Genomic DNA, 20133 nt, shown 5'->3' with positions numbered 1-20133 from the left:
ATTGTTAGGATGATATGGAAGAAGACAGATCCCACGCTGATCAAAATCATAATGAGTCACTCGCTTCAACAAATAAATCCGTATTTGATTTATTAAAATCGAAAGTTGAAGCTATATTATTTGTTGCAGATTCTCCTTTAGAAGCTGGAGAAATCAGAAATTGGATCGGGGGAGAAGTCTCCCTTTCCGATGTGCGCATGGCGCTGCGGGCTCTTGCCTTTGAATATGAAGACAGAGCCTTTGAAATATTTGAAAATGGCAACAAATATCAGATTAAAACAAAAAATGAATATTTGCCTTTAATAAAAAAACAATATGCAGGAAAAGCACGTTCTTTAAGTAAAAATGCTTTAGAAACTCTGGCTATTATTGCCTACAGACAACCCGTTACACGAGCACAGATAAACGCTCTAAGACAAGTTGATAGCGCCTCTATTGTCCAAACCTTAAAAGATAAAGAGCTTATTTACGCATCGGGCACAAGGAAAGAAGTTGGTAATCCCATTGAATATAAAACAACCCAAAAATTTTTAGAGGTGTTTGGGCTTTCTAGCCTCAGTCAGCTCCCGAGTTTACGTTCCTTACAAATGAATTTAGATGATCAGAAAAAAGCGGCTGTCGCCTTGAATTCCCTAAATGAACAGACGGAAGAAATTACGACGGCTTCTGAAATTGGCTTTGCGACACAAGAAGAAAATTAAAATATTCTGCAATATAATATTTAAGATATGAAAATTTTAAAAATATTCTCAGACTTTCGCACGAGAAAGTCTTAACTGCCTTAACAGAATCCGGAAGTGCTGGTATTATTTCAGGCGCACAAACCACTCGCCCATTTGTTGAGCATGGTAAGATTGTTCTCTGGAGGTAAATTATGAGTTTTTTTGATAGCTTAGGTCGTTTTTTTTCAAGTGTTTTTGGACTTGCTGAAGGCAAAACACAGCGAGCCACAGATAAAATGGTCACATCGAGTCCTGACGCCATCCGTTCTCAATTTCGAAAAACCAAAGAAGATTGGAGCAAAGACTATCAGGAAATGCGTGAAGCCGTTGCTGAACTTATTCGCATTCGTGAAATGAAATCAGAAGAAGTTAAAAAAATTTCAAGAGAATCAGAAGAGTTACAGCAAAAAATGGCGGGAGCCATTGAACTCTATAAGAAAACACCTGATGAACGCTACAAAGCAGCATACACGCAATTAGCAGATAAAGCAGAAAAAAATGAACAACGCGTTAAGGAACTGGAAGCGGAAATTGATGAACAACATCAAGGCATAGAACGCTATAAAGTACGCCTTTTAGAGCTTCAAACCCAAATTGATTCTCTAAATAAAGAAGAAGCAGAAACAGTTGCCGACATCGTGAGTTCTCAAAAAATTAAAGAATTAAACGACCGTTTATCAGGATTGTCTGTGGATTCCTCATCAAAAAATCTGGAAGCCATTCGCAATGCCCGTCAAAAATCAAAAGCCGTTGCTAAACTTTCCACAGAATTAACTGGTGTTGAGAAAACAGACATGGATAAAGAGCTAAAACTGGCCGGCTCACGCTCTAAGCATCTTTCTGCATTTGAAAGTGCTATTTCGGACGGAAAACTAGGGGTTAAAAATGACCCTTTTGCTGCGCTTCCAAAATCAGATCCCATTGAAGCAGAAATTAATAAAAAATTTAATTCAGGATTAAATTAATGACAAAACTTGTTGATGGTGAAGACTTTTCTATTATTGCTAAAAATAAAATTTGCTATGTTACGTTAAGTAGTCCCTCAACGCGCAATGCGATTAGCCTGAGAATGGCGTCCATTATGCAAAGCATTTGCGTTGCGAAAGAAAGCAATGAAAGCTTATTTGAAAAGTTTTTGATTGATCAAAACTGCCATTTGATTGTGCTCCAATCCGATGTCGAAGGTATATTTTCAAGTGGTGGTAATCTTATTGAGCTACAAAAAAATCCTGCTGAGGTTTGCCATCACTACGGGCCGTCTATCCGCGCCTTTTGCCAACTTCTACATAATTTTAAAATTCCTTCGCTCTCGGTTTTAGCAGGGCCTTCTTATGGAGGGGGCGTTGAAATTGCTCTTGCTACTGATTTTCGTTGGAGTATTGGCAAAAATTGTGATTTTCATTTTACCCAAACAAAATTTGGAATTCCCCCCGGATGGGGAGGATCACTACGTTTATCAGAGCTTTGTCCGCAGTTAAATCCTAAAAAAGTTTCTGCATTAATTCTTGGTAAAATGAAACTCGATTTATCACAAATGCTTTATATGGGATTAGTGGATAAAGAATTTCAAAATAAAAAAGCTTGTATGAATGCTATAGAGGATTGGGTGAATCAAATTTCCGATTGCCCTAAATCAGTGCGAGATGATTTACTCGATCGACAATCCTTTCATAATTTTCAAGAACTTGAGGAATATGACATTCAAACATTTAATAAATATTTCTTAAAAGATGAGCATAAAAAAAAGATTGCTGATTTTATGAAAAATAAAAAGAAAAAATAGATATGCAATTTATTTCCATTTTAATATTAATAATGACATTTATAACAGGCTGTGGTGTAAAACTTCCCCCCGAACCTCTCTTCGCAACTTCACCAACAAATATTGATAATGAAGTCACTCGTCGCAAAAACGAAAAATTAAAATCGCCTGAATTCGATAACACATCAATAAAATCTGAAAATAAAAAAGAAAATAATAATTAATCTGGAGATAATATGAACCCACAAAGTTTAAAATGGCCAGAAAGTAGAATTTTAAAATTATTTGAAATTGAAAACCCCATTGTCCAAGCAGGAATGGTTTGGGTCAGTGGTGGAAAATTAGCTGCTGCTGCTGCTAATTCAGGATGTCTCGGTTTATTAGGCGCAGGTAGCATGTATCCCGAGATATTAAAGGAACAAATAAAAAAAGCGAAGAACTTGACTCAAAAATCAATTGGAGTAAATATCCCGTTACTTTACGAAAAAACGGAAGAACAAATTCATGTGGCTCTGAATGAAGGGATTCGTATATTTTTTACCAGTGCCGGTTCTCCTAAAAAATGGACTCCTTTATTAAAAAAAGAAGGATGCATCGTCGTTCATGTCGTCAGCACGCCCGAGTTTGCCTTAAAATGCCAAGATGCCGGTGTAGATGCTGTCGTCGTAGAAGGATTTGAAGCTGGCGGTCACAATGGCCGCGATGAAATTACAACTCTTGTACTGCTCCAGCAAATGCAAAATCTTCTTTCGATTCCTGTTATTGCGGCAGGAGGGATTGGATCAGGACAAGCTATTTTAGCGGCTCTTGCCCTAGGAGCTGAAGGTGTTCAAATTGGAACTGCCTTTGCCTCAACTATAGAGAGTTCGGCGCATATCAATTTTAAACATGCCATGTGCCAGGCTCGTTTTAATTCTACATTTCTTAGAATGAAAAAACTTGTTCCCGTTCGTTTGCTTGAAAATGAATTTGCCAAAACAGTTGCCCTTGCCGAAGAACGTTGCGCGAATAAAGAAGAACTGGAAGAACTTCTTGGCAAAGGCAGAGCCAAGGAAGGAATGCTGCATGGAAATTTACAAGAAGGAGAGCTTGAAGTGGGTCAAATTGTTTCAGAAATTAAAGACATTTTAACTTGTGCCAAATTAGTAGAGAAATTCAAGATTGAATTTTTAGAAGCAAAAAAAAGACTTCATTAAAAATTTAATAATTTACAAAATTAAAATTAAAATTCCAATAAAAATCATTTTATAAATATTCGAAATTAACCTTCTCCCTCATGATCATCAAAAAAAATTCTAAAGAGAATTTGCAGTGTCACGATTATGTTATTGCAAATTTGACACTGTCAAAAAAATTGCAATCTGCAAATTGAAAAAATTTAAATTTTTTCAAGCCAAGGCAGGGCAACAGTACACGAATTAAGGGAGGCACTAACTCATGGGTTTTCGCATAGCAACCAACGTTCAATCATTAAATGCACAACGTAACTTAACAACAAGTAATGACATGAACAATCTCTCAATGGAGAAATTGAGCTCAGGTTTTCGTATTAATAAAGCCTCTGATGATGCTGCAGGTCTTGCTATTAGCGAAAAATTAAGAGCGGATTATCGTGGAATTGTCATGGCACGTCGTAACGCAAACGATGGTGTTTCCTTAATTCAAACGGCAGAAGGTGGCTTAAGCGAAATAGGAAACATATTAACTAGGCTACGCGAACTTTCCATTCAAGGTGCAAGTGATACCATTGGTAACACAGAAAGAGGCTTCTTAAATAAGGAATTTAGCCAACTTAAAGATGAAATTAATCGTATATCAAAAACCACTGAATTTAACGGAACACTTCTTCTTGTTGGAAATCAAGATAATATCGATGATGAAATTAAGAAACGTTCCAACCCTTTCCCGCTTGAAATTCAAGTTGGTAAAAACTATTTTGAATCGGCAGATAGTCAAGATAATATCAATCCAACAAACGTCATTCGTATTGACTTTAGTAGCGTCGATGCCTCTGTAGATGAAGACGGACTCAATTTAGGCACATCCGAAGAAGACGATAAATCAAGCGTTATAACTAAAGAAAATTCACAAAAATCAATTAGCGTGATTGATGACGCTATTACAAAAGTATCCTCCTTCCGTTCTACAATGGGTGCAATTCAAAGTCGTCTCAATTCCACGATTACCCAATTAAGCATTCAAGCAGAAAATAATGCGGCAACAAATAGCCGTATTCGTGATACCGACTTTGCAGAAGAAACAGCAAAACTGGCACAATCAAATATATTAAAACAATCTGGTGTTTCCGTACTGTCTCAATCAAACCAAATTCCTGCTCTTGCTCTTCGTTTACTTGGCTAATATTATTTTATTATTTATTCTTGTTAAATATAGGTTTTAAATTTCATTATTTAAAACCTATATTTTTTATGTCATATAATTTTTCAATAAATAAAAAAAAACACTCAACCCCAAAATAAAACATAAAATGGTTTTTTCATATATTCAAAAAAAAGAGCGACTTTAGGCCTACCTAAAACAGCAAATAATTCTTTAGGTTTACCTTGATGAATTTCAGGCAAACCAATTTCGAAACTGTATCCATCATTTTTAAGAGCTAATTTCGACTTCCCACAAATTTGATTGCAAATCTCGCTGGTGACATCTTTGATATCGCTCTCCGTTACCTTAGCATCCTCTGGTAACATAAAGACAGCACGAGTTATGGCGGCTCCCGATTCCTTTTCCATACAAAAAGCCATTGATCCTTTACCTTTATCACGAGAAAGATTCATTCTTCCAGCAATCACAATGGGCAAATTTATTCCCGCTTCTATCATTGGTTTTAAAAATGTGGGGTCATTTTTAGTATTTGTTTTCACTATTTCTTTTGTAGATTTTATAAATGCATTTAAAACTTTAACATCAAAAATAGCAACTTCTTGAGCGAGGTAATCCTTTAAACTCTTGGGTGCTGCTGCAGACGTTGTCGTTGCTGCTGCTGGAACCTGACCTGCAGCAGGCACAGAAGTTACAGTGGTTGTGTTGGGTTGAATATGAGGAATTGCAGGCGTATGGCTTGAGGAATAGGAAGTCCGCACCGAGCTGCCGGGATAGACTCCGCTGGGGGAACCTCGATTCAAATTTGATATCTTAGCTTCAACTTGTTCAATGGCGGTTTTGGCTTCAAGCAAATGTTCCTTTAATTTAGCAACATCTTTTCTCAGTTCTTTTTGTTCACCCAATACATTTTTTTGAGTTTCGATAAGCTCCATGATTTTATCAATAATATCATCATAATATCTATCTAACTTCTTTTCTAATGAGTTTTGAGAAGACATTCTGCTTTCATACCTCTCATCCAATCAGAGAGTGGTAGCAATTAACTGACATATTGGTGTATCGAAAAGCTATGATAAAATCTGTAACAGTATGTAGGGGGGAAAATGACACAATCTATATTCAATAACATAATTGTTGTTGACGATGATCCCGACGTCCTTAAACAAATGGATAAAATACTACAAAAAATAGGCAAAAAAAAATATAAATGCTTCCCTGGAGCTGATGAAGCATTAAAAGAAATGGAAAGTAACCCTGAACCCTATGATGTGGTCTTTGTTGATGTCAGAATGCCTGTTTTTTCAGGAATTGCCTTAGTTCAATATATTAAAATGCATAAAGAAAAAAGGATTCGAGATTGTTTTTGTGTTCCTTTAGTTGGAAGTATTGGAAAAGAAGATAAAGCTATTATTTCTGAGTTTCATTTTTTTGAAACGATAACGAAACCCGTTGCCGAAAAAGATTTTATAAAGCGCTTAGAAGAACTTGAAGAACAACAAAAAAATCCAGAAAGTGATAGAAATTTTCAAGTTGACTTTAAAAACTCATTAATTGAAAAAAACTTTAAACATGCCGAAGAAATTTTACTCCCAAGATTAAAAAAAGAACCCAATTCACTTCGCTTTTTAACTTTATATGCCGAATTGTTACTTAGAGCCAATGACACAACCAAGGCTGAAGATTTTTTAAATAAAATATTAAAAATAGACGTCAATCATATTCCCGCTCTAAATCTTATTTCAAAAGTTTATATAAAAACAAATCGCTTTGAAGAAGCTATGAAGGCATTAGAAAAAGCAAAGTTATTGAGTCCTCATAATGTGGAACGCCTCCTTGTCATGGGCGAAATGAATTTAGGTAGCGGAGAAGCAGATAAAGCGGAAGAGAATTTTAAAAGTGTTTTAAAATTAAATCCTACAGATGATCGTGCGACATATGGTCTTGGAAGAGCCTTGGCGACACAAGGAAAAACGGAAGAAAGTAAAAAATTATTTGCAACTTTGCAGAAAGGAACTGAACTGGCTAGTTTCTTTAATAATAAAGGGGTTTTGCTTGTTAAAGCAGGAAAATACACTGAAGGGGTCAGTTTATACAAGAATGCTATAAAAGTTTTAGATCTTCCTGAAAAAGAATATCTGTTACTTTATAATATTGCTTTAGCTTATTCAAAATTAGGAGATAGAGTAAATGCGATCTCCTATGCAAAAAAATCTGTAGAAAAATCCCCCAAAAATTATATAAAATCAAAAGCTCTATTAGATAAAATTGAAAAAGAAGCACAAGAGGCAAAAACAAAACAAACTCCTCCGACGCCACCACCACAGCCCACTCCTGAAGCAGCAAAAGCTTCTAAATTTTTGCTCACAGGAACTCAGATGGATTTTATAATGGAAGGTTTTGGAGAAACTAAAAAAGCGCCACCACCACCTGTAGAAGAGGAATTTATTTCATTTGGAATGGATTGAATTAAATACTTTACTTCTATATCCATCTTTTGATTTTTTAAAAAATTTTTAATGCGTTGGTATGCCAAATTTGAAATTGTCGAATATTCGTTATTTTTAAATTTAATTTTATCTGGAGTTTGCATTAAAATAAAACTTCTATTACCTGAATCATATGAGTTTAATTCACATACCGCCTGGGCGGTCGTCCCCGATCCAGCAAAAAAATCGAGCACAATGTCATTAGAATTGTATTTCGTAACAAGTTCAATCATTCTTTTAATTAAAGCGACAGGTTTTGGCATATCAAAATGGCAATTATCAATTTGCTTTTTAAGATCATGCGATCCCGATGCGCCAATGTCTAACCAAACATCACTGCCCAAACGAGTATTTTTTTTGGGAACATAATGCTCAGGTTTACCTGATTTACCCATTCTTAATAAATCAATTTTTTTTCCAAAAGATAATTTATCACTATACCACTGATCAATTTCTGTTTGCAAAATAATCTTATTTTCAATATTTATTTTTTTATTAAGCATTTCTTGTATTAAAGAATTATAGTTATTTATTGCTTGGAGACTTCTTTGTTTTGACCAACGCCATTGACCTATTTTAGGAGTCAATCCAAGCAATTCATATCTTAAATTGGGTCTATCGGTGCCGCGCCAGTGATTATTCCACTTTCCTTCTATTTGCTCGGGCTTACTGACTTCAAATTTTTTTATTTTAGATTCTTTTTTCTTGCTGTAAAAAAGAACATATTCATGGCCGACTGCAATTCTATTTGAATAATCAAATTGTGCTTGAACATTTTTGATACCACGGGGTACAATAATACAATTTCGAAAATTACTTTCTCCAAAAATTTCATCCATTAATAATTTTAAATAAGATAATTCATTGTCATCAATACTGATGAAAATAAAACCATCTTCTTTTAGCAAAGAGCGCGCCAATATTAATCGAGGGCGCATCATTTCAAGCCAGTTTTGATGGGATCCAAAATTATCTTTATATATGAATTTCTTTTTAGTATTATAGGGAGGATCAATATAAATGAGTTTAATTTTATTCAAATAATAATGAGATAAAATTTGCAGAGAAAGAAGATTATCACCCTCAATAACTGAGTTTAAAACCTTATTAAAGGGAATTTCTTTTTTAGAAAAAAAATCTAAAAAAAGATCACTCATTTAAAAACTCAAGCAATTTTTCAATTTTAACGAGTTCCTCTTCATTTACTTTCCCACCTGCCACAAAAGCATGTCCACCACCAGAAAAATTTTTCGCAAAATAATTACCCAGATGTTTAGAGGAATCTTTAGGTTTATACCAAGGATTTATTCCACATGATAAAGAATAACTCGTTTTATTCATCCCTGGAAAAATATGTAATGCATAATTGGCATTTTCAAATAACATATAAGGTAAAAAGCGACCCATACCAGAAAAATAATGGCTACCCACAAAATTAGCGTAGGCTACTTTTCCCTCAAGTTTCGTTACTTTTTTATAAGCACGCAATTGTTTATTAAAATTTTGTTCTTCATGATTAATAATCGCGCGGTATAAAAAGTCAGAATCAAAAAGATTTTCAACAGAAGCACTTTTAGCAATTTGCCTGACTAATTTTTTATATAAAGCGGATTTATCAATGGCAGAATGCCCTGGACTAAATAATGTTTGTAACTTTACGGCATGAGAAGAAAAATCATGAGCGGCTTCACAACTCACATAGAGAGCACCGTCAATAATTTCAGCTAAATCAATAAATTCTTCATATTCCTTTATAAACTTTGCTGGAAAACCAAGCTCATGATGATGCGTACGCAATAATCCAGGGGTACTAATCGCATTCGTATCCCATTTTGTAATCACATTGGGAATAAATTCTGCTGAATTATTTTCTGTTAAAAAAGGAAAACTAGAACCTGTAGGATGATGATCGATCCAATAACAATCAGGAACTTTTTTAGCCTGGCCTAATTGCTTTTCAAGAAAAGGTTTGCTGGTAAAGAAGCGATTGCTGAGTAAGGAAGGATGTAATGTAAAATCGAGAATAGCGCATGGCCATTTGATTTCTCTTAAACTCCACTCGCCTTGTACCGAGACGTGATTGACAGGTTGAATGTCTGTGTTCCACCCATATTTTGCATATTTATCATATATAAATTTTGAAAATAAGGCCGCGGCAATCCCACCATCTGCATCGGAGTGGCTATAAATTGTATAAACAAGATCTTTTGCCATTATGTTAGTGTGCCTACGTTATTAAAGAACATTAAACAAAGAAATAAATAAGGAAAAATAAGAATTGAAGAGTCCAGAAATAATAAGAACCATAAATCCAATTGAAATAAGCATTGCTTTTTCTTGTAACTTTCTCGATAAATCATAAGAAAGACTATTAATTAAAATATACCACCCTGGAGTTCCAGGTATAGGCAGTAAATTAAGTGCGCCAATTACAACATTTAAGTAACAAATAGACGATAAAATAATTCTTGATAAAATTTCAGGGCTTGAATGATCCGCTGTTGGTGCAATATAAAATGGTCCCATAAATTTAAGAACAAGCATACATATAAGAGCAATAATAAAATTAATGATAATTCCTGAAGCATAAACCAAATTCACATCTCGTTTTGGTTTCTTAAAATAGCGAGATTCAATATTAAATTGCTTTGGCCATCCAAAAATGACGGGTGAATTTAAGAAAATTGCTATAAAAGGAAATATGACTGTTCCAATTAATTCAATATGCGGCAAAGGATTGAGGGTTGCCATTTGTCTTGTTTGCACAGAGACATCACCTCTTTTTTTTGCAACAATCGCAATAATAGCTTGAGACATTGTAATTGCAATTAAAAATCCTAAATACAATAAAAGAGCTTTAGGTAAGGAAAATTGAGAGTCTAAATACATAAAATTCATTTTATAAAATCATCCATTTTTAAATTAAAAACCAGTTTTTTCTTTAATTTTCTTTTTAGCGAACCATATCACTAGCAAAGTAACAATAGTAATTCCAATAATAGTTAATACGCCATATTGTCCTTTTTTAACATAATGATCGAGTAAATTAAGGTCACTGAGTTGTCTTTCGCCCCAAAAACCCAGATATATCCAAACAGGAACACTTATCAATGCCGCAATGCCATCTGTCATAAGAAATTTTATATAAGATACTTTTCTTGTAATACCTGTAATTACAAAAATGGGAGAACGTAAACCAGGCATAAACCTTGCCGCAAAAATTAACCAAATACCATATTTAGCAAACTTATCTTGCACCCATTGATATCTTTCAGGAGTGACGATCTTTGCAAAAAATTTTATTTTTAATAATTTTTCCCCAAAGATTCTTCCTAAAAAAAACATAGTGCTATCACCCAACAAGACGCCCGCCATAGCGACCGCAAGCATATAGTGAACTTCCTGGCACCCCTGAAATCCTTCTATAAAAGTTCCCCCGACGGAGCACGCCATTGAGGAAATAACACCACCGGCGACGAGCGTAATATCCTCAGGTATGGGCAAGCCGAAGCCGCACAGTAAAAGAACTCCGAACACGGCAATAGAACCATAATTTGTAAAAAAATCGATGAGACTATCTAACACCACAGCAACTCCATACACACTCAAGAAAAAAAACCAATGTATGTTCATTTAACCGATACTAACAAACCCTGCAAATTTTGGATACGCAACATGATTGAATTATTTTTTTCTAAAATTCTTATATTTTTTTTTAATATAATAATATCAATGATTTAATGTCATTGTAAATGATTTTTATTTTGCCCTTTCATTTTCTGAGAACGAAAAGCGGTTTCAAAAACTGTTTGTTTTACAGTTCATAATGCGTCCAAGATGTTATAATAACAATCCGATTTTTATAGATATTATATTCAAGTATTCGATTTATTTTAATATAGGAATTATGAATCAAACTCATTCTAATTTGAACTAGCCACCCATTTTGCTAAATATTGTTGACACAGATAACATAGAATTATTCTTTTCTGAGTTGACACTAGAAAATAGGTGCTTATGTTCCTCGCAAGCAGGGAAAGAGAAGGATCCCGTGTCTTAGGTATAGATTTAAGCACCTAAAAACACTATTCTTTTTTTCTAACTATTTAAAATAGAAAGCGATTGATTTTCATCCCTTATTTCGGAGGTTTTCGTATGAGTAAAATAATTGGTATCGACTTAGGGACAACCAACTCGGTTGTAGCGGTCATGGAAAACGGACAAGCTAAAGTAATCACAAACCAAGAAGGCGAGCGCACAACTCCTTCCGTGATCGCTTATACGCGTGATGGTGAGTTCATTGTAGGCCGTTCCGCACGCAACCAAGCTGTTACAAACCCTCGTAATACAATTTACTCAGCAAAACGCTTTATTGGTAGCCATTTTTCAGAACGCGTTGAAGAATCCACTAAAATGCCATACATCGTAAAAAAAGGCTCTGGTGATAAAGTCTTATTTGAAATTGGCAGCAAGGACATGGCTCCACAAGAAATTTCAGCAAAAGTATTGCAAAAACTGAAAGAAGCGGCTGAAAGCTATTTAGGACAAGCTGTCTCAAAGGCTGTTATTACAGTTCCTGCTTATTTTAATGACTCCCAACGCCAAGCAACTAAAGATGCAGGTAAAATTGCAGGTCTTGAAGTTCTTCGCATCATCAACGAACCTACAGCTGCAGCCCTTGCGTATGGTCTTGACAAAAAAACAAATCAAAAAATTGCGGTATACGATTTTGGTGGGGGTACTTTTGACGTTTCCGTTCTTGAAGTAGGCGATAACGTTGTTGAAGTTCTTTCTACAAACGGTGACACACACCTTGGTGGCGACAACGTTGACGAACGCTTAATCGACTTCCTTGTTGCGGAATTCAAAAAACAAACTTCCATGGACGTTTCAAAAGACCCTATGGCAATGCAACGTCTTAAAGAAGCTGCTGAAAAAGCAAAAATCGAGCTTTCTGGACAAACCAAGGTTGACATCAATCTTCCTTACTTAACAGCAGATCAAACAGGTCCAAAACACCTTGCTGTCAGTTTAATGCGTTCCCAGTTTGAACAAATGATCATGGATATTATCGACAGAACAATTGAGCCTTGCCGTGCCGCTCTCAGCGACGCAAACCTCTCCATCGATCAAATTGACGAAGTTGTTATGGTTGGTGGCTCAACTCGTATTCCTTTAGTGGGCGACAAAGTAAAAGCATTCTTCAAAAAAGAACCAAACCGTACTGTAAATCCTGACGAAGTCGTGGCTATTGGTGCTGCTGTTCAAGCGGGCGTTCTTGGCGGTGAAGTTAAAGACGTTCTCTTGCTCGACGTGACTCCATTAAGCCTCGGCATTGAAACTTTAGGTGGCGTATTCACAAAACTTATTGAACGCAATAGCACGATTCCAAAACGCGCAAGCCAAGTTTTCTCAACTGCTGCAGACAACCAAACAAGCGTTGAAATTGGTGTTTTCCAAGGTGAACGCGAAATGGCACGAGACAACCGCAGCTTGGGTCGTTTTAACTTAACAGATATTCCTTCGGCTCCTCGTGGCGTCCCACAAATCGAAGTGACCTTCGACATTGACGCCAATGGTATCTTGAATGTTTCTGCGAAAGACCTTGGTACAAGTAAAGAGCAAAAGATCACTGTTTCAAATACAGGCGGTCTCTCTGAAACTGAAATCAAACGCATGATGGAAGACGCAGAACGCCATGCCGCAGAAGACAAAACACGTCGCGAAACAATCGATGTGCGCAATAAATTGGACAGCATTGTGTTCCAAACAGAGAAAAACTTACGTGAAAATGGAGAAAAAATCCCCGCTGATATGAAGTCTTCTCTTGAGACGGAACTTGCAAGTGCCCGCTCCGTATTGGAAACAAAATCTGAAGATAAAGCCGCTCTTGAAGCTGCTATCGCATCCCTTGAAGCAAAAGCCCATAAACTTGCAGAAGAAATGTACAAAAATGCAGGAGCTCAAGGAGCGCCAAATCCAGAAGGCGACCAAAGTAACAAACAAAATGGCTCCAAAAATAAAGATGGTGTTGTTGATGCCGAATTTGAATCCAATAACTAAACTGAAGACCTACGGTTTTAGTCATTAATAAAATCAAATCCTCACTAATCTATTTAGTGAGGATTTTTTTATGAAGAAAGAGGAGGCAACAACAAAAAGTGATTTATTTTGATTACATAAATAGGACAAGGCCAATATTAAAATGGGCAGGAGGGAAATCAAGTCTCATACCCCAATTATTACCCCATTTTCCGTTACATTTTAACCGATATATTGAACCCTTTTTAGGAGGCGGCGCTGTATTTTTTTCTTTATGTGAAGAGAATAATATCCAAAGTATTATCAATGAGTTTAATCCAGATATCTATTTACTCTACAAAATCATCCGAGATCATCCCATTGAATTCATAAAAAAATTAAAAGAACTGACCAATAATTATTCAGAAGAGTTTTATTATAAAATCAGATCAACAATACCTAAAGATGACATTGAAAAAGCAGCCCGAACCTTATTCTTAAATAAAACAGGATTTAACGGGCTATATAGAATAAATTCCAAAGGTGAATTTAATGTCCCGTTTGGTAAAAGACTAAAATGCCCTGCACTTTATGAAGAAGAAAATTTGTTAAATGTGTCGCATAGATTAAAAAATACACAGTTACATAATAAAGATTTTGAATCCATTTGTACTGAGGCGGCGCCGGGAGATTTTATTTATTGTGACCCTCCTTATGAACCACTCTCAGCAACATCTTCTTTTAATTCCTATAACAGCGGAGGTTTTTCTTTTACGGAACAAAAACGTCTTTTTTCCGCATGCGACAAAGCGGTGAAAAAAGGAGCTACTGTCATTATTTCAAATTCTTCATCACCAAAAATTATCGAATTATATCAAAAATGGGATATAAAACGCATTTTAGCGAAACGCTCTATTAACTCAAAAGGAAATAGCCGGGGAGTCATAGAAGAAGTTTTAATTATAATGAGAACAAAATAATATTGAAATAACTAAAGCAAATCTTTTTTATGCAAAATCACACCTAATCCTGCATTCATTTCTGGCATATAATAAGAAATTTTTTGATCGTTATCAATCAAGATAAAATTATAGATATTTAGCTGACTATAAGTCCGCATTAGACTTTTTATTTTATTTTGAATTACACTTATATCTTCTGATATATTTTTAATTCCAACTAGAGTAGGATCATTCCCAAAGTAAAAAGAAATAATAAATCCATTTTTATCTATAACAATTAAATTATTTTTAAAAATATATACATTTTTAACATACTTAGCAATGACTGTAATTGGCTCTCCCACATTACTTTGACTAAAGACAATACCCAATGATTTATCTATAAAATAATAAATTTTATTTATTTTACCAATAAATTGAATTAAATCATTTGAAACAGTTTCATAATAAACATCATTTTGAACAAATAAATAGGAATTATTATTAGAAAAAAAATTAGGGTATACAAATTTATTTTCTAATACATCATACAATACTTTAAATTTATCTTTATGATTAAAAATCTTTTTTGGAAAATTTAAAACTTCTATATATCCCTCTTTTTTTATATTATTCGATAAACAAACTTTTTTTAAACTATTTTTTAAAGATTCAATATCATTAGATTCATTATAGTAAAAAATATATTGCATTAAATTATTTTTTATATCAAGGGCAATTAAATTTCCAAGAATATCTTTTAACAAGACAGCTCCAGGCAATTGTTTAGAATCAAATGTAAAATGAACTCCCTCAATTGAAAATTGATAATTATCTATTTTTATTTTATCAATATCTATTTTTAAATCAGATAAATTAATCAAAAAAAGCTCATCTCCAACACCATTTAAATGATAATGCACCCCCTTCTGAACTGATAATACATATTTACCACCAGAATTTCCTTGAATTATATAATCCAATTTATTATAAAATAACTCTGGAATTTCAGGTGTTACCAAATGAAGACTTTCCTGACCCAACTTTACAGTCATTTCTAACTTTTCAAACCTTCTTTTGATTGAACGAATGGCATATTCTCTTAAAATGCAATCATACTGGTACATAAAAAGAAATTTTTTTTTCATTTGTAACTTTGTGATGGCGCGGGTCTCGGGCGTATCCATATTATTTTCTTTAAATCGGGGAGTCGTATCATAGCCGTAAGAATAAAAAGTTTCAGGCATTATGGGGAGTATAAAAGTTCTAAATTCATTTTCATTTAAGAATTCCACATTTTCAGGAATATCTAAATCTACTCGAAGAGAAACATAATCATTTTTATTTAAAGATTTATTATTTATAAAATCAGCTATTCCCATAGCACTCGGATTCGGATGAAAAGCAGGGAACCAGGTATTGTATTTACCAGATGCCAATTCAGCATAATTTGTTTTGGCAATAAAAGAAGATCCATATTTAATTTTAATTTTTTTTATGTCAGTGAAATTCAATTCTTTAATAACAGCAGAACTCATAACTTCGCGCGACGACAATTCTTCATCAAGCAAACTCGCAAACGAAATAAAATTCTCACTATTTTTTTCTAATTTAACATAAAATAAACGACTTATATTATGATCATTTTCATATTTATTAAATATCTTAGCCGATTCCAATGCCTGCATATTATCTAATTCAGACTGCTGCACAATAGCGGTGATACCGATTCCTAATCCCGCCAAAGGAACAGAGAGGGGCCCTGTTATTGCCGACACAGCAGCTCCACCAAATAAGCCACTTAATCCAAGAGCAACTCCTGAGGTATCAAAAAATAATTGAGTGCTAAATGTAGCTCGTTCTAATTGATTCTGAGAATTTGCAAGTTCAGCAATATCAAAGCCCATATTTACTATACCAAATAATGATGCCATTCCTGAAATGGCTTTCCCTAAAGCGCCACCCCACTGAAATTGAGAACTCATATTTGAAAAACTAAATTCCGAGCTGTTTAATAACTTAATTATTTTTGAAATTTTAAGGCTATCAGACAAAAGATCAAGTCCTATTTGACTTAAATTTAAATACGTATGAGCATATAATATTCTACCCAAAGTCGATGATATTTCCCCTATTTCTCCCGAATTTAGATAATGAAATAAAGCCTGAATTGCAAATGCCTTTGAAATATTCGCTTCATATTCTTCCATAGTATGCATCTGATTTGCTGTCGCTAATTTTTTTTGAGATAAACCATGAAAAAAATTTTTAAACTCATAAAAATTATGAAATTCTTTTTCACTCAATGTCACTTTTATGATGTCTTCATTTACTGATTCATTATGAGTTATTTTGACAAAAGAAATTGTTTTTGAGTTTTCATCTACTCCATATAGCAAGGGAATATGATCACTTGTTAACGAGTTATTTTTTGACTTTATTTTATTTATAAATAACTCATATTTCCGAAACATTGCGATAGATTTTTTGGCATACTCTTGCGCCATAAAAAAATGAGTAATATTTTTATCTTGTTCTTTAATATTTTCAAGAGAGGGGACAATTTTTTCACTATGACGCAAGTAATTAAATATGAATTCATGAGTCTTATTAAGCTCAGTTTCAAAATGCTCTAATTTATAAATATTTTCATAAATTTCACTAATATTTTTGGATTTTCTTCTAATTTCATTAAGAACAATTGAAATAATAGACAAAAAATTTCCTATATCTTCATAATTTTGTATATTAAATTTTATTTCATCAAAATTTCGATTTAATAAATTTTGTAACTCTAAAGACTCAATTAACTTATCGAGTCTCAAAATGTATTTTTGATAATTTTCTTCTGTAATATTATCTTTTACAAATTTATTCATTTCATTAAAATCAATTTCACTCAGATTACAAGTAGAGGAGGCAGTAGCACTTAAATTAATAAAATTTTCATCATCTTTAATATTTGAATATTTATTACATGCTAAAATAAGATGCGATAAATAAAGTAATATAAAAAATATTTTTAGAAATTTTAAATTCAATTTGAATTCCTTAAAACACATCTACCAATATTTGTAAAATTATTGCCGTCATTTGCTTAAACAATAATCAGCAAGGGGGAGTCTGATTTTAGGATAATTTTTTTCCTTTTTAGGACTACTCGCCTGAGAAGCTATATTTCTTTCGGAGATAAATAATGATTTTTTCATAGTCATTGAACTTTGTCTTATTTTATCTGCAGATTTAAAAAATTCTTCCTCACCATATTTTTCTATCAAATTCTTCATTCTCAATTTTAATTTTTGCATATTTTCCAAAAAACTTCTTACTTTCTCGACATAATCAAATTCATAAGGAAAATTTTTATTAGCCCACTCTTCCCAATTTATTTCAAGAAATCTATCATAAATTTTTTTATCATAAAAAAATGCTTTTATTTCCATTTCATTTTGAAAACGGGGATGATCCTCAGAAAATAAGTGCTCGTGATCAATAGCAACAACATTCCCATCACTTGAAATCAAGTAGTTATTAAAATGTCTATCACGCGCGCCTAGTAACTTATCAAAAAGTGGAATAGGCGTTCCATTCAAATGATATCTTTTGTCTGCATTTTTACCCTCAGGAGAAATGGTATTTGTAATAAAAAATTGCTTCACAATATAATTATCTTTATTTGTGCTTTCTTGAATATATACCGTAGGCGGTACAATATTTAATCCTAATTCACGATCAAGCTGATAAGCAAAATATTCTCGTCTTGCTTTTTCTAAATTTTCATAACGATCATTTGAAAAAAACTTTTTTTCTAGATATTCAATTTGAGAATTATCATCTTTATGATGATAAATAAGGTTTGCATTTCCCATTTCAGTTAAGAAAGAGCCCGTCATCTGGGATAAGAATTTTTCAATTGAAGATCTTGTTACACTATTCTCTTTTTTTAGTCTATCATATAGTTTTTCAATACTATCACAGCATTGATTAGGATCTTTAATTACAATTTTATCAGCATCAAAAATTTTTTTATTTTCCGATAAATTACTAGAGTGTATTTTTTGTGCAGAATCAAAAAATACACTCTCCCCATTTTCTCCAATAATAATATCTACTTTAAAAATTAATTTTTTTAAATTTTCTAAAAATATTTTTTTCATTTTTTCATAATTTGAAATTTTTGGGAAGTTTATTTCTAACCATCGATCCCAATTTGTTGCTTTCATTTTTTTATAAATATTTATATCATAAAAAAAAGATTTTATTTCATTATTATCATCAAAAATATTAATCGATTCCGAAAATAAATATTCATGACCTACTGTACATACAGAGCCATCAGGAAAAAGAAGCAAATGATTTCCCATTCTTGTTTTAGAACCTACTAATTTATCAAATATATTCAGGGGTGATTGAACTTTTATATCTTGAATTTTTACCCTTAATTTTTTTAAATTTCTAGCATTTTGAATATATAATTGCCGCATATAAAAAACATCTTTATTTTCAGCATCCCGAAATATAAATGTGGGAGGAACTATGTTGAGTCCTATTTCTTTACTGAATTTGTATGCAAAATATTCTTTCCAAGGATTATCATCGACTCCAAGTACGGTAAGATTGGACGAATTAGAAAATTTTCTCTCAATATAAATCACCCCTGATTGGCTGTCCTTATATCTTTGAATTCTCCCATCATGATCGAAATTTGAAATTAATATTCCTTTAGCTTTTTTTAGTTTTTTTTCAATTTCTTCAATTTTTTTAGCTTGTTCATCAATATTTCCAGAATATATTTCACTTAGTTTTTCGATATTTACTATATTAAAGGCAAATGAATTGGTATGCACAAGTATAAAAAAGTAAAATAATTTAATAAGAAATTCATTTTTCATTTAGTTTTTACTCGTAATTTAAACATTAAAAATGAAACTGTAGTATTTTATTTTATGGTTTTATTTATATAAATTCTTGCAGACTGCAAGCTTTCTTAGGAGTTAACATATTTGAATTTAATTGTAAATACACAAATAGTATTTTTATTTTTATGATATATTTTTTAGAACTTAATCACTTCCATTTGCTCTTCCACGTTTTGGACAGATCCTTTTTGTTTTATGAATTCTCTTTCCTCCAATAATGAAACAATGATTTCTTTTTGATCGGCAGTAGCTTCAAATAAAAGATCTCCATTTGGCGCATAAATAGAGCTCCTCCCGCAGAAGTCCATGTCTCCGTGGGAGCCAATATAATTTGAAACGACTACATAAATTTCATTTTCTAAAGCACGCGCAGGAAACTCAAGGGAACGCCTGTGGTTCAGGCCTCCATTGATAAATGAACCTAAGATGAGATAGACCTCCGCACCTCCCTTCGCCATAGTTTTTGCGTGTTCAGGATAAAAGGCATCAGAAGAAATTGCGAGAGAAAATTTCCAACCTTCAATTTCAAATAAAAATCCACTATCACCCGAAATAAATAACTCTTTCTCATAGCTATCTAAATAGTGTTTATTATAAATTCCAATAATTTCACCTTCATTATTAATAACCAATGCGCTATTTGAAAATCCATAATTTTTTTGTAAACAAACTCCAATAACAGCGTATATTTCATACTTTTTACAAGAGTTTTTAAAATAATTAAGAGCCTTACTCGTAATATCAATAGTGCAGCGTCCTTCTGAGACTAAAAATTCATCATATCCAGAAAGACTCAGCTCAGGAAAAACAACAAGCCGTGCATTTTTCGCTTTTGCTTTTTCCAGTAAGCTTTCCATCTCTTTCATATTATGACCAAAATTACCGGCAAATGCGGCAAATTGTGCTGTCGCAATTGAGATGGAATTTTTTTTCTCCATG

Annotated in this window: 17 protein-coding genes; 9 read left to right on the top strand and 8 right to left on the bottom strand. The window is 33.2% G+C overall.

The genetic code is table 11. The annotated features are described in order from the left end of the window. Window positions 1-14 precede the first annotated feature (14 nt). The 6 genes from scpB to AXG55_RS02485 all read left to right on the top strand — a co-directional run bounded on the left by scpB (window position 15) and on the right by AXG55_RS02485 (window position 4845). Complete coding sequence (scpB, locus tag AXG55_RS02510; protein WP_148696566.1) at window positions 15-701, top strand: SMC-Scp complex subunit ScpB; 687 nt, start codon at window positions 15-17, stop codon at window positions 699-701. Window positions 702-874: 173 nt separating this feature from the next. After that, window positions 875-1687: a PspA/IM30 family protein gene (locus AXG55_RS02505; protein WP_148696565.1), complete on the top strand. Its 813-nt coding sequence runs from the start codon at window positions 875-877 to the stop codon at window positions 1685-1687. Next, entirely contained in the window at window positions 1687-2505 is an 819-nt protein-coding gene (locus AXG55_RS02500; protein ID WP_148696564.1) for an enoyl-CoA hydratase/isomerase family protein, read from the top strand. Before AXG55_RS02505 ends, AXG55_RS02500 begins: the two co-directional genes overlap by 1 nt. A 2-nt stretch (window positions 2506-2507) precedes the next feature. After that, entirely contained in the window at window positions 2508-2708 is a 201-nt protein-coding gene (locus AXG55_RS02495) for a hypothetical protein (RefSeq protein WP_148696563.1), read from the top strand. Window positions 2709-2720: 12 nt separating this feature from the next. Continuing rightward, a complete protein-coding gene (locus tag AXG55_RS02490) occupies window positions 2721-3680 on the top strand; it encodes an NAD(P)H-dependent flavin oxidoreductase (protein WP_148696562.1) in 960 nt (319 codons plus the stop codon). 241 nt (window positions 3681-3921) lie between these two features. Beyond that, window positions 3922-4845 (top strand): flagellin N-terminal helical domain-containing protein, encoded by a 924-nt coding sequence (locus AXG55_RS02485; RefSeq protein WP_148696561.1) that lies wholly within the window; start codon window positions 3922-3924, stop codon window positions 4843-4845. A 104-nt stretch (window positions 4846-4949) separates the two neighbouring features. Here the strand turns inward: AXG55_RS02485 and AXG55_RS02480 are convergent, their stop codons facing one another. Next, window positions 4950-5825 (bottom strand): chemotaxis protein CheX, encoded by an 876-nt coding sequence (locus AXG55_RS02480; protein ID WP_148696560.1) that lies wholly within the window; start codon window positions 5823-5825, stop codon window positions 4950-4952. A 105-nt stretch (window positions 5826-5930) separates the two neighbouring features. Here AXG55_RS02480 and AXG55_RS02475 point away from each other — a divergent pair, with 105 nt between their 5' ends. Continuing rightward, on the top strand, window positions 5931-7292 hold the full coding sequence (locus AXG55_RS02475; protein ID WP_148696559.1) for a response regulator: 1362 nt from the start codon (window positions 5931-5933) through the stop codon (window positions 7290-7292). Here the strand turns inward: AXG55_RS02475 and AXG55_RS02470 are convergent. From AXG55_RS02470 to AXG55_RS02455, 4 genes are read right to left on the bottom strand one after another with little or no spacing between them, the layout of a single operon-like run. After that, window positions 7199-8470, bottom strand: a complete 1272-nt coding sequence (locus AXG55_RS02470; RefSeq protein ID WP_148696558.1) for a site-specific DNA-methyltransferase — start codon at window positions 8468-8470, stop codon at window positions 7199-7201. The two genes, AXG55_RS02475 and AXG55_RS02470, sit on opposite strands and share 94 nt — an antisense overlap. Beyond that, window positions 8463-9527, bottom strand: a complete 1065-nt coding sequence (locus tag AXG55_RS02465) for a hypothetical protein (protein WP_148696557.1) — start codon at window positions 9525-9527, stop codon at window positions 8463-8465. The genes AXG55_RS02470 and AXG55_RS02465 overlap by 8 nt, the downstream gene beginning before the upstream one ends. A gap of 21 nt (window positions 9528-9548) precedes the next feature. Then, window positions 9549-10211, bottom strand: coding sequence for a site-2 protease family protein (locus AXG55_RS02460; RefSeq protein ID WP_148696556.1), 663 nt, complete (start codon window positions 10209-10211; stop codon window positions 9549-9551). A gap of 24 nt (window positions 10212-10235) precedes the next feature. Beyond that, window positions 10236-10901, bottom strand: coding sequence for a DedA family protein (locus AXG55_RS02455; RefSeq protein WP_233231322.1), 666 nt, complete (start codon window positions 10899-10901; stop codon window positions 10236-10238). 567 nt (window positions 10902-11468) lie between these two features. On the opposite strand from AXG55_RS02455, the gene dnaK reads away from it, so the two are divergent. Continuing rightward, entirely contained in the window at window positions 11469-13376 is a 1908-nt protein-coding gene (gene dnaK / locus AXG55_RS02450; protein ID WP_148698793.1) for a molecular chaperone DnaK, read from the top strand. A gap of 98 nt (window positions 13377-13474) precedes the next feature. Next, window positions 13475-14314, top strand: a complete 840-nt coding sequence (locus AXG55_RS02445) for a DNA adenine methylase (protein WP_148696554.1) — start codon at window positions 13475-13477, stop codon at window positions 14312-14314. Window positions 14315-14325: 11 nt separating this feature from the next. Here the strand turns inward: AXG55_RS02445 and AXG55_RS02440 are convergent, their stop codons facing one another. The 3 genes from AXG55_RS02440 to AXG55_RS02430 form a co-directional block, all read right to left on the bottom strand. Next, window positions 14326-17316: a TcdA/TcdB pore-forming domain-containing protein gene (locus AXG55_RS02440; RefSeq protein ID WP_233231321.1), complete on the bottom strand. Its 2991-nt coding sequence runs from the start codon at window positions 17314-17316 to the stop codon at window positions 14326-14328. Between the two features lie 48 nt (window positions 17317-17364). Then, window positions 17365-19167, bottom strand: a complete 1803-nt coding sequence (locus tag AXG55_RS02435; protein ID WP_148696552.1) for a hypothetical protein — start codon at window positions 19165-19167, stop codon at window positions 17365-17367. A gap of 164 nt (window positions 19168-19331) precedes the next feature. Beyond that, a complete protein-coding gene (locus AXG55_RS02430) occupies window positions 19332-20132 on the bottom strand; it encodes a carbon-nitrogen hydrolase family protein (RefSeq protein ID WP_148696551.1) in 801 nt (266 codons plus the stop codon). Window position 20133: the final 1 nt, after the last annotated feature.

Source organism: Silvanigrella aquatica, assembly GCF_001907975.1.
Classification (GTDB): Bacteria; Bdellovibrionota_B; Oligoflexia; order Silvanigrellales; family Silvanigrellaceae; genus Silvanigrella; species Silvanigrella aquatica.
Note: the sequence above shows the minus strand (reverse complement) of the source record. Positions and strands in the feature narration are given on the sequence as shown.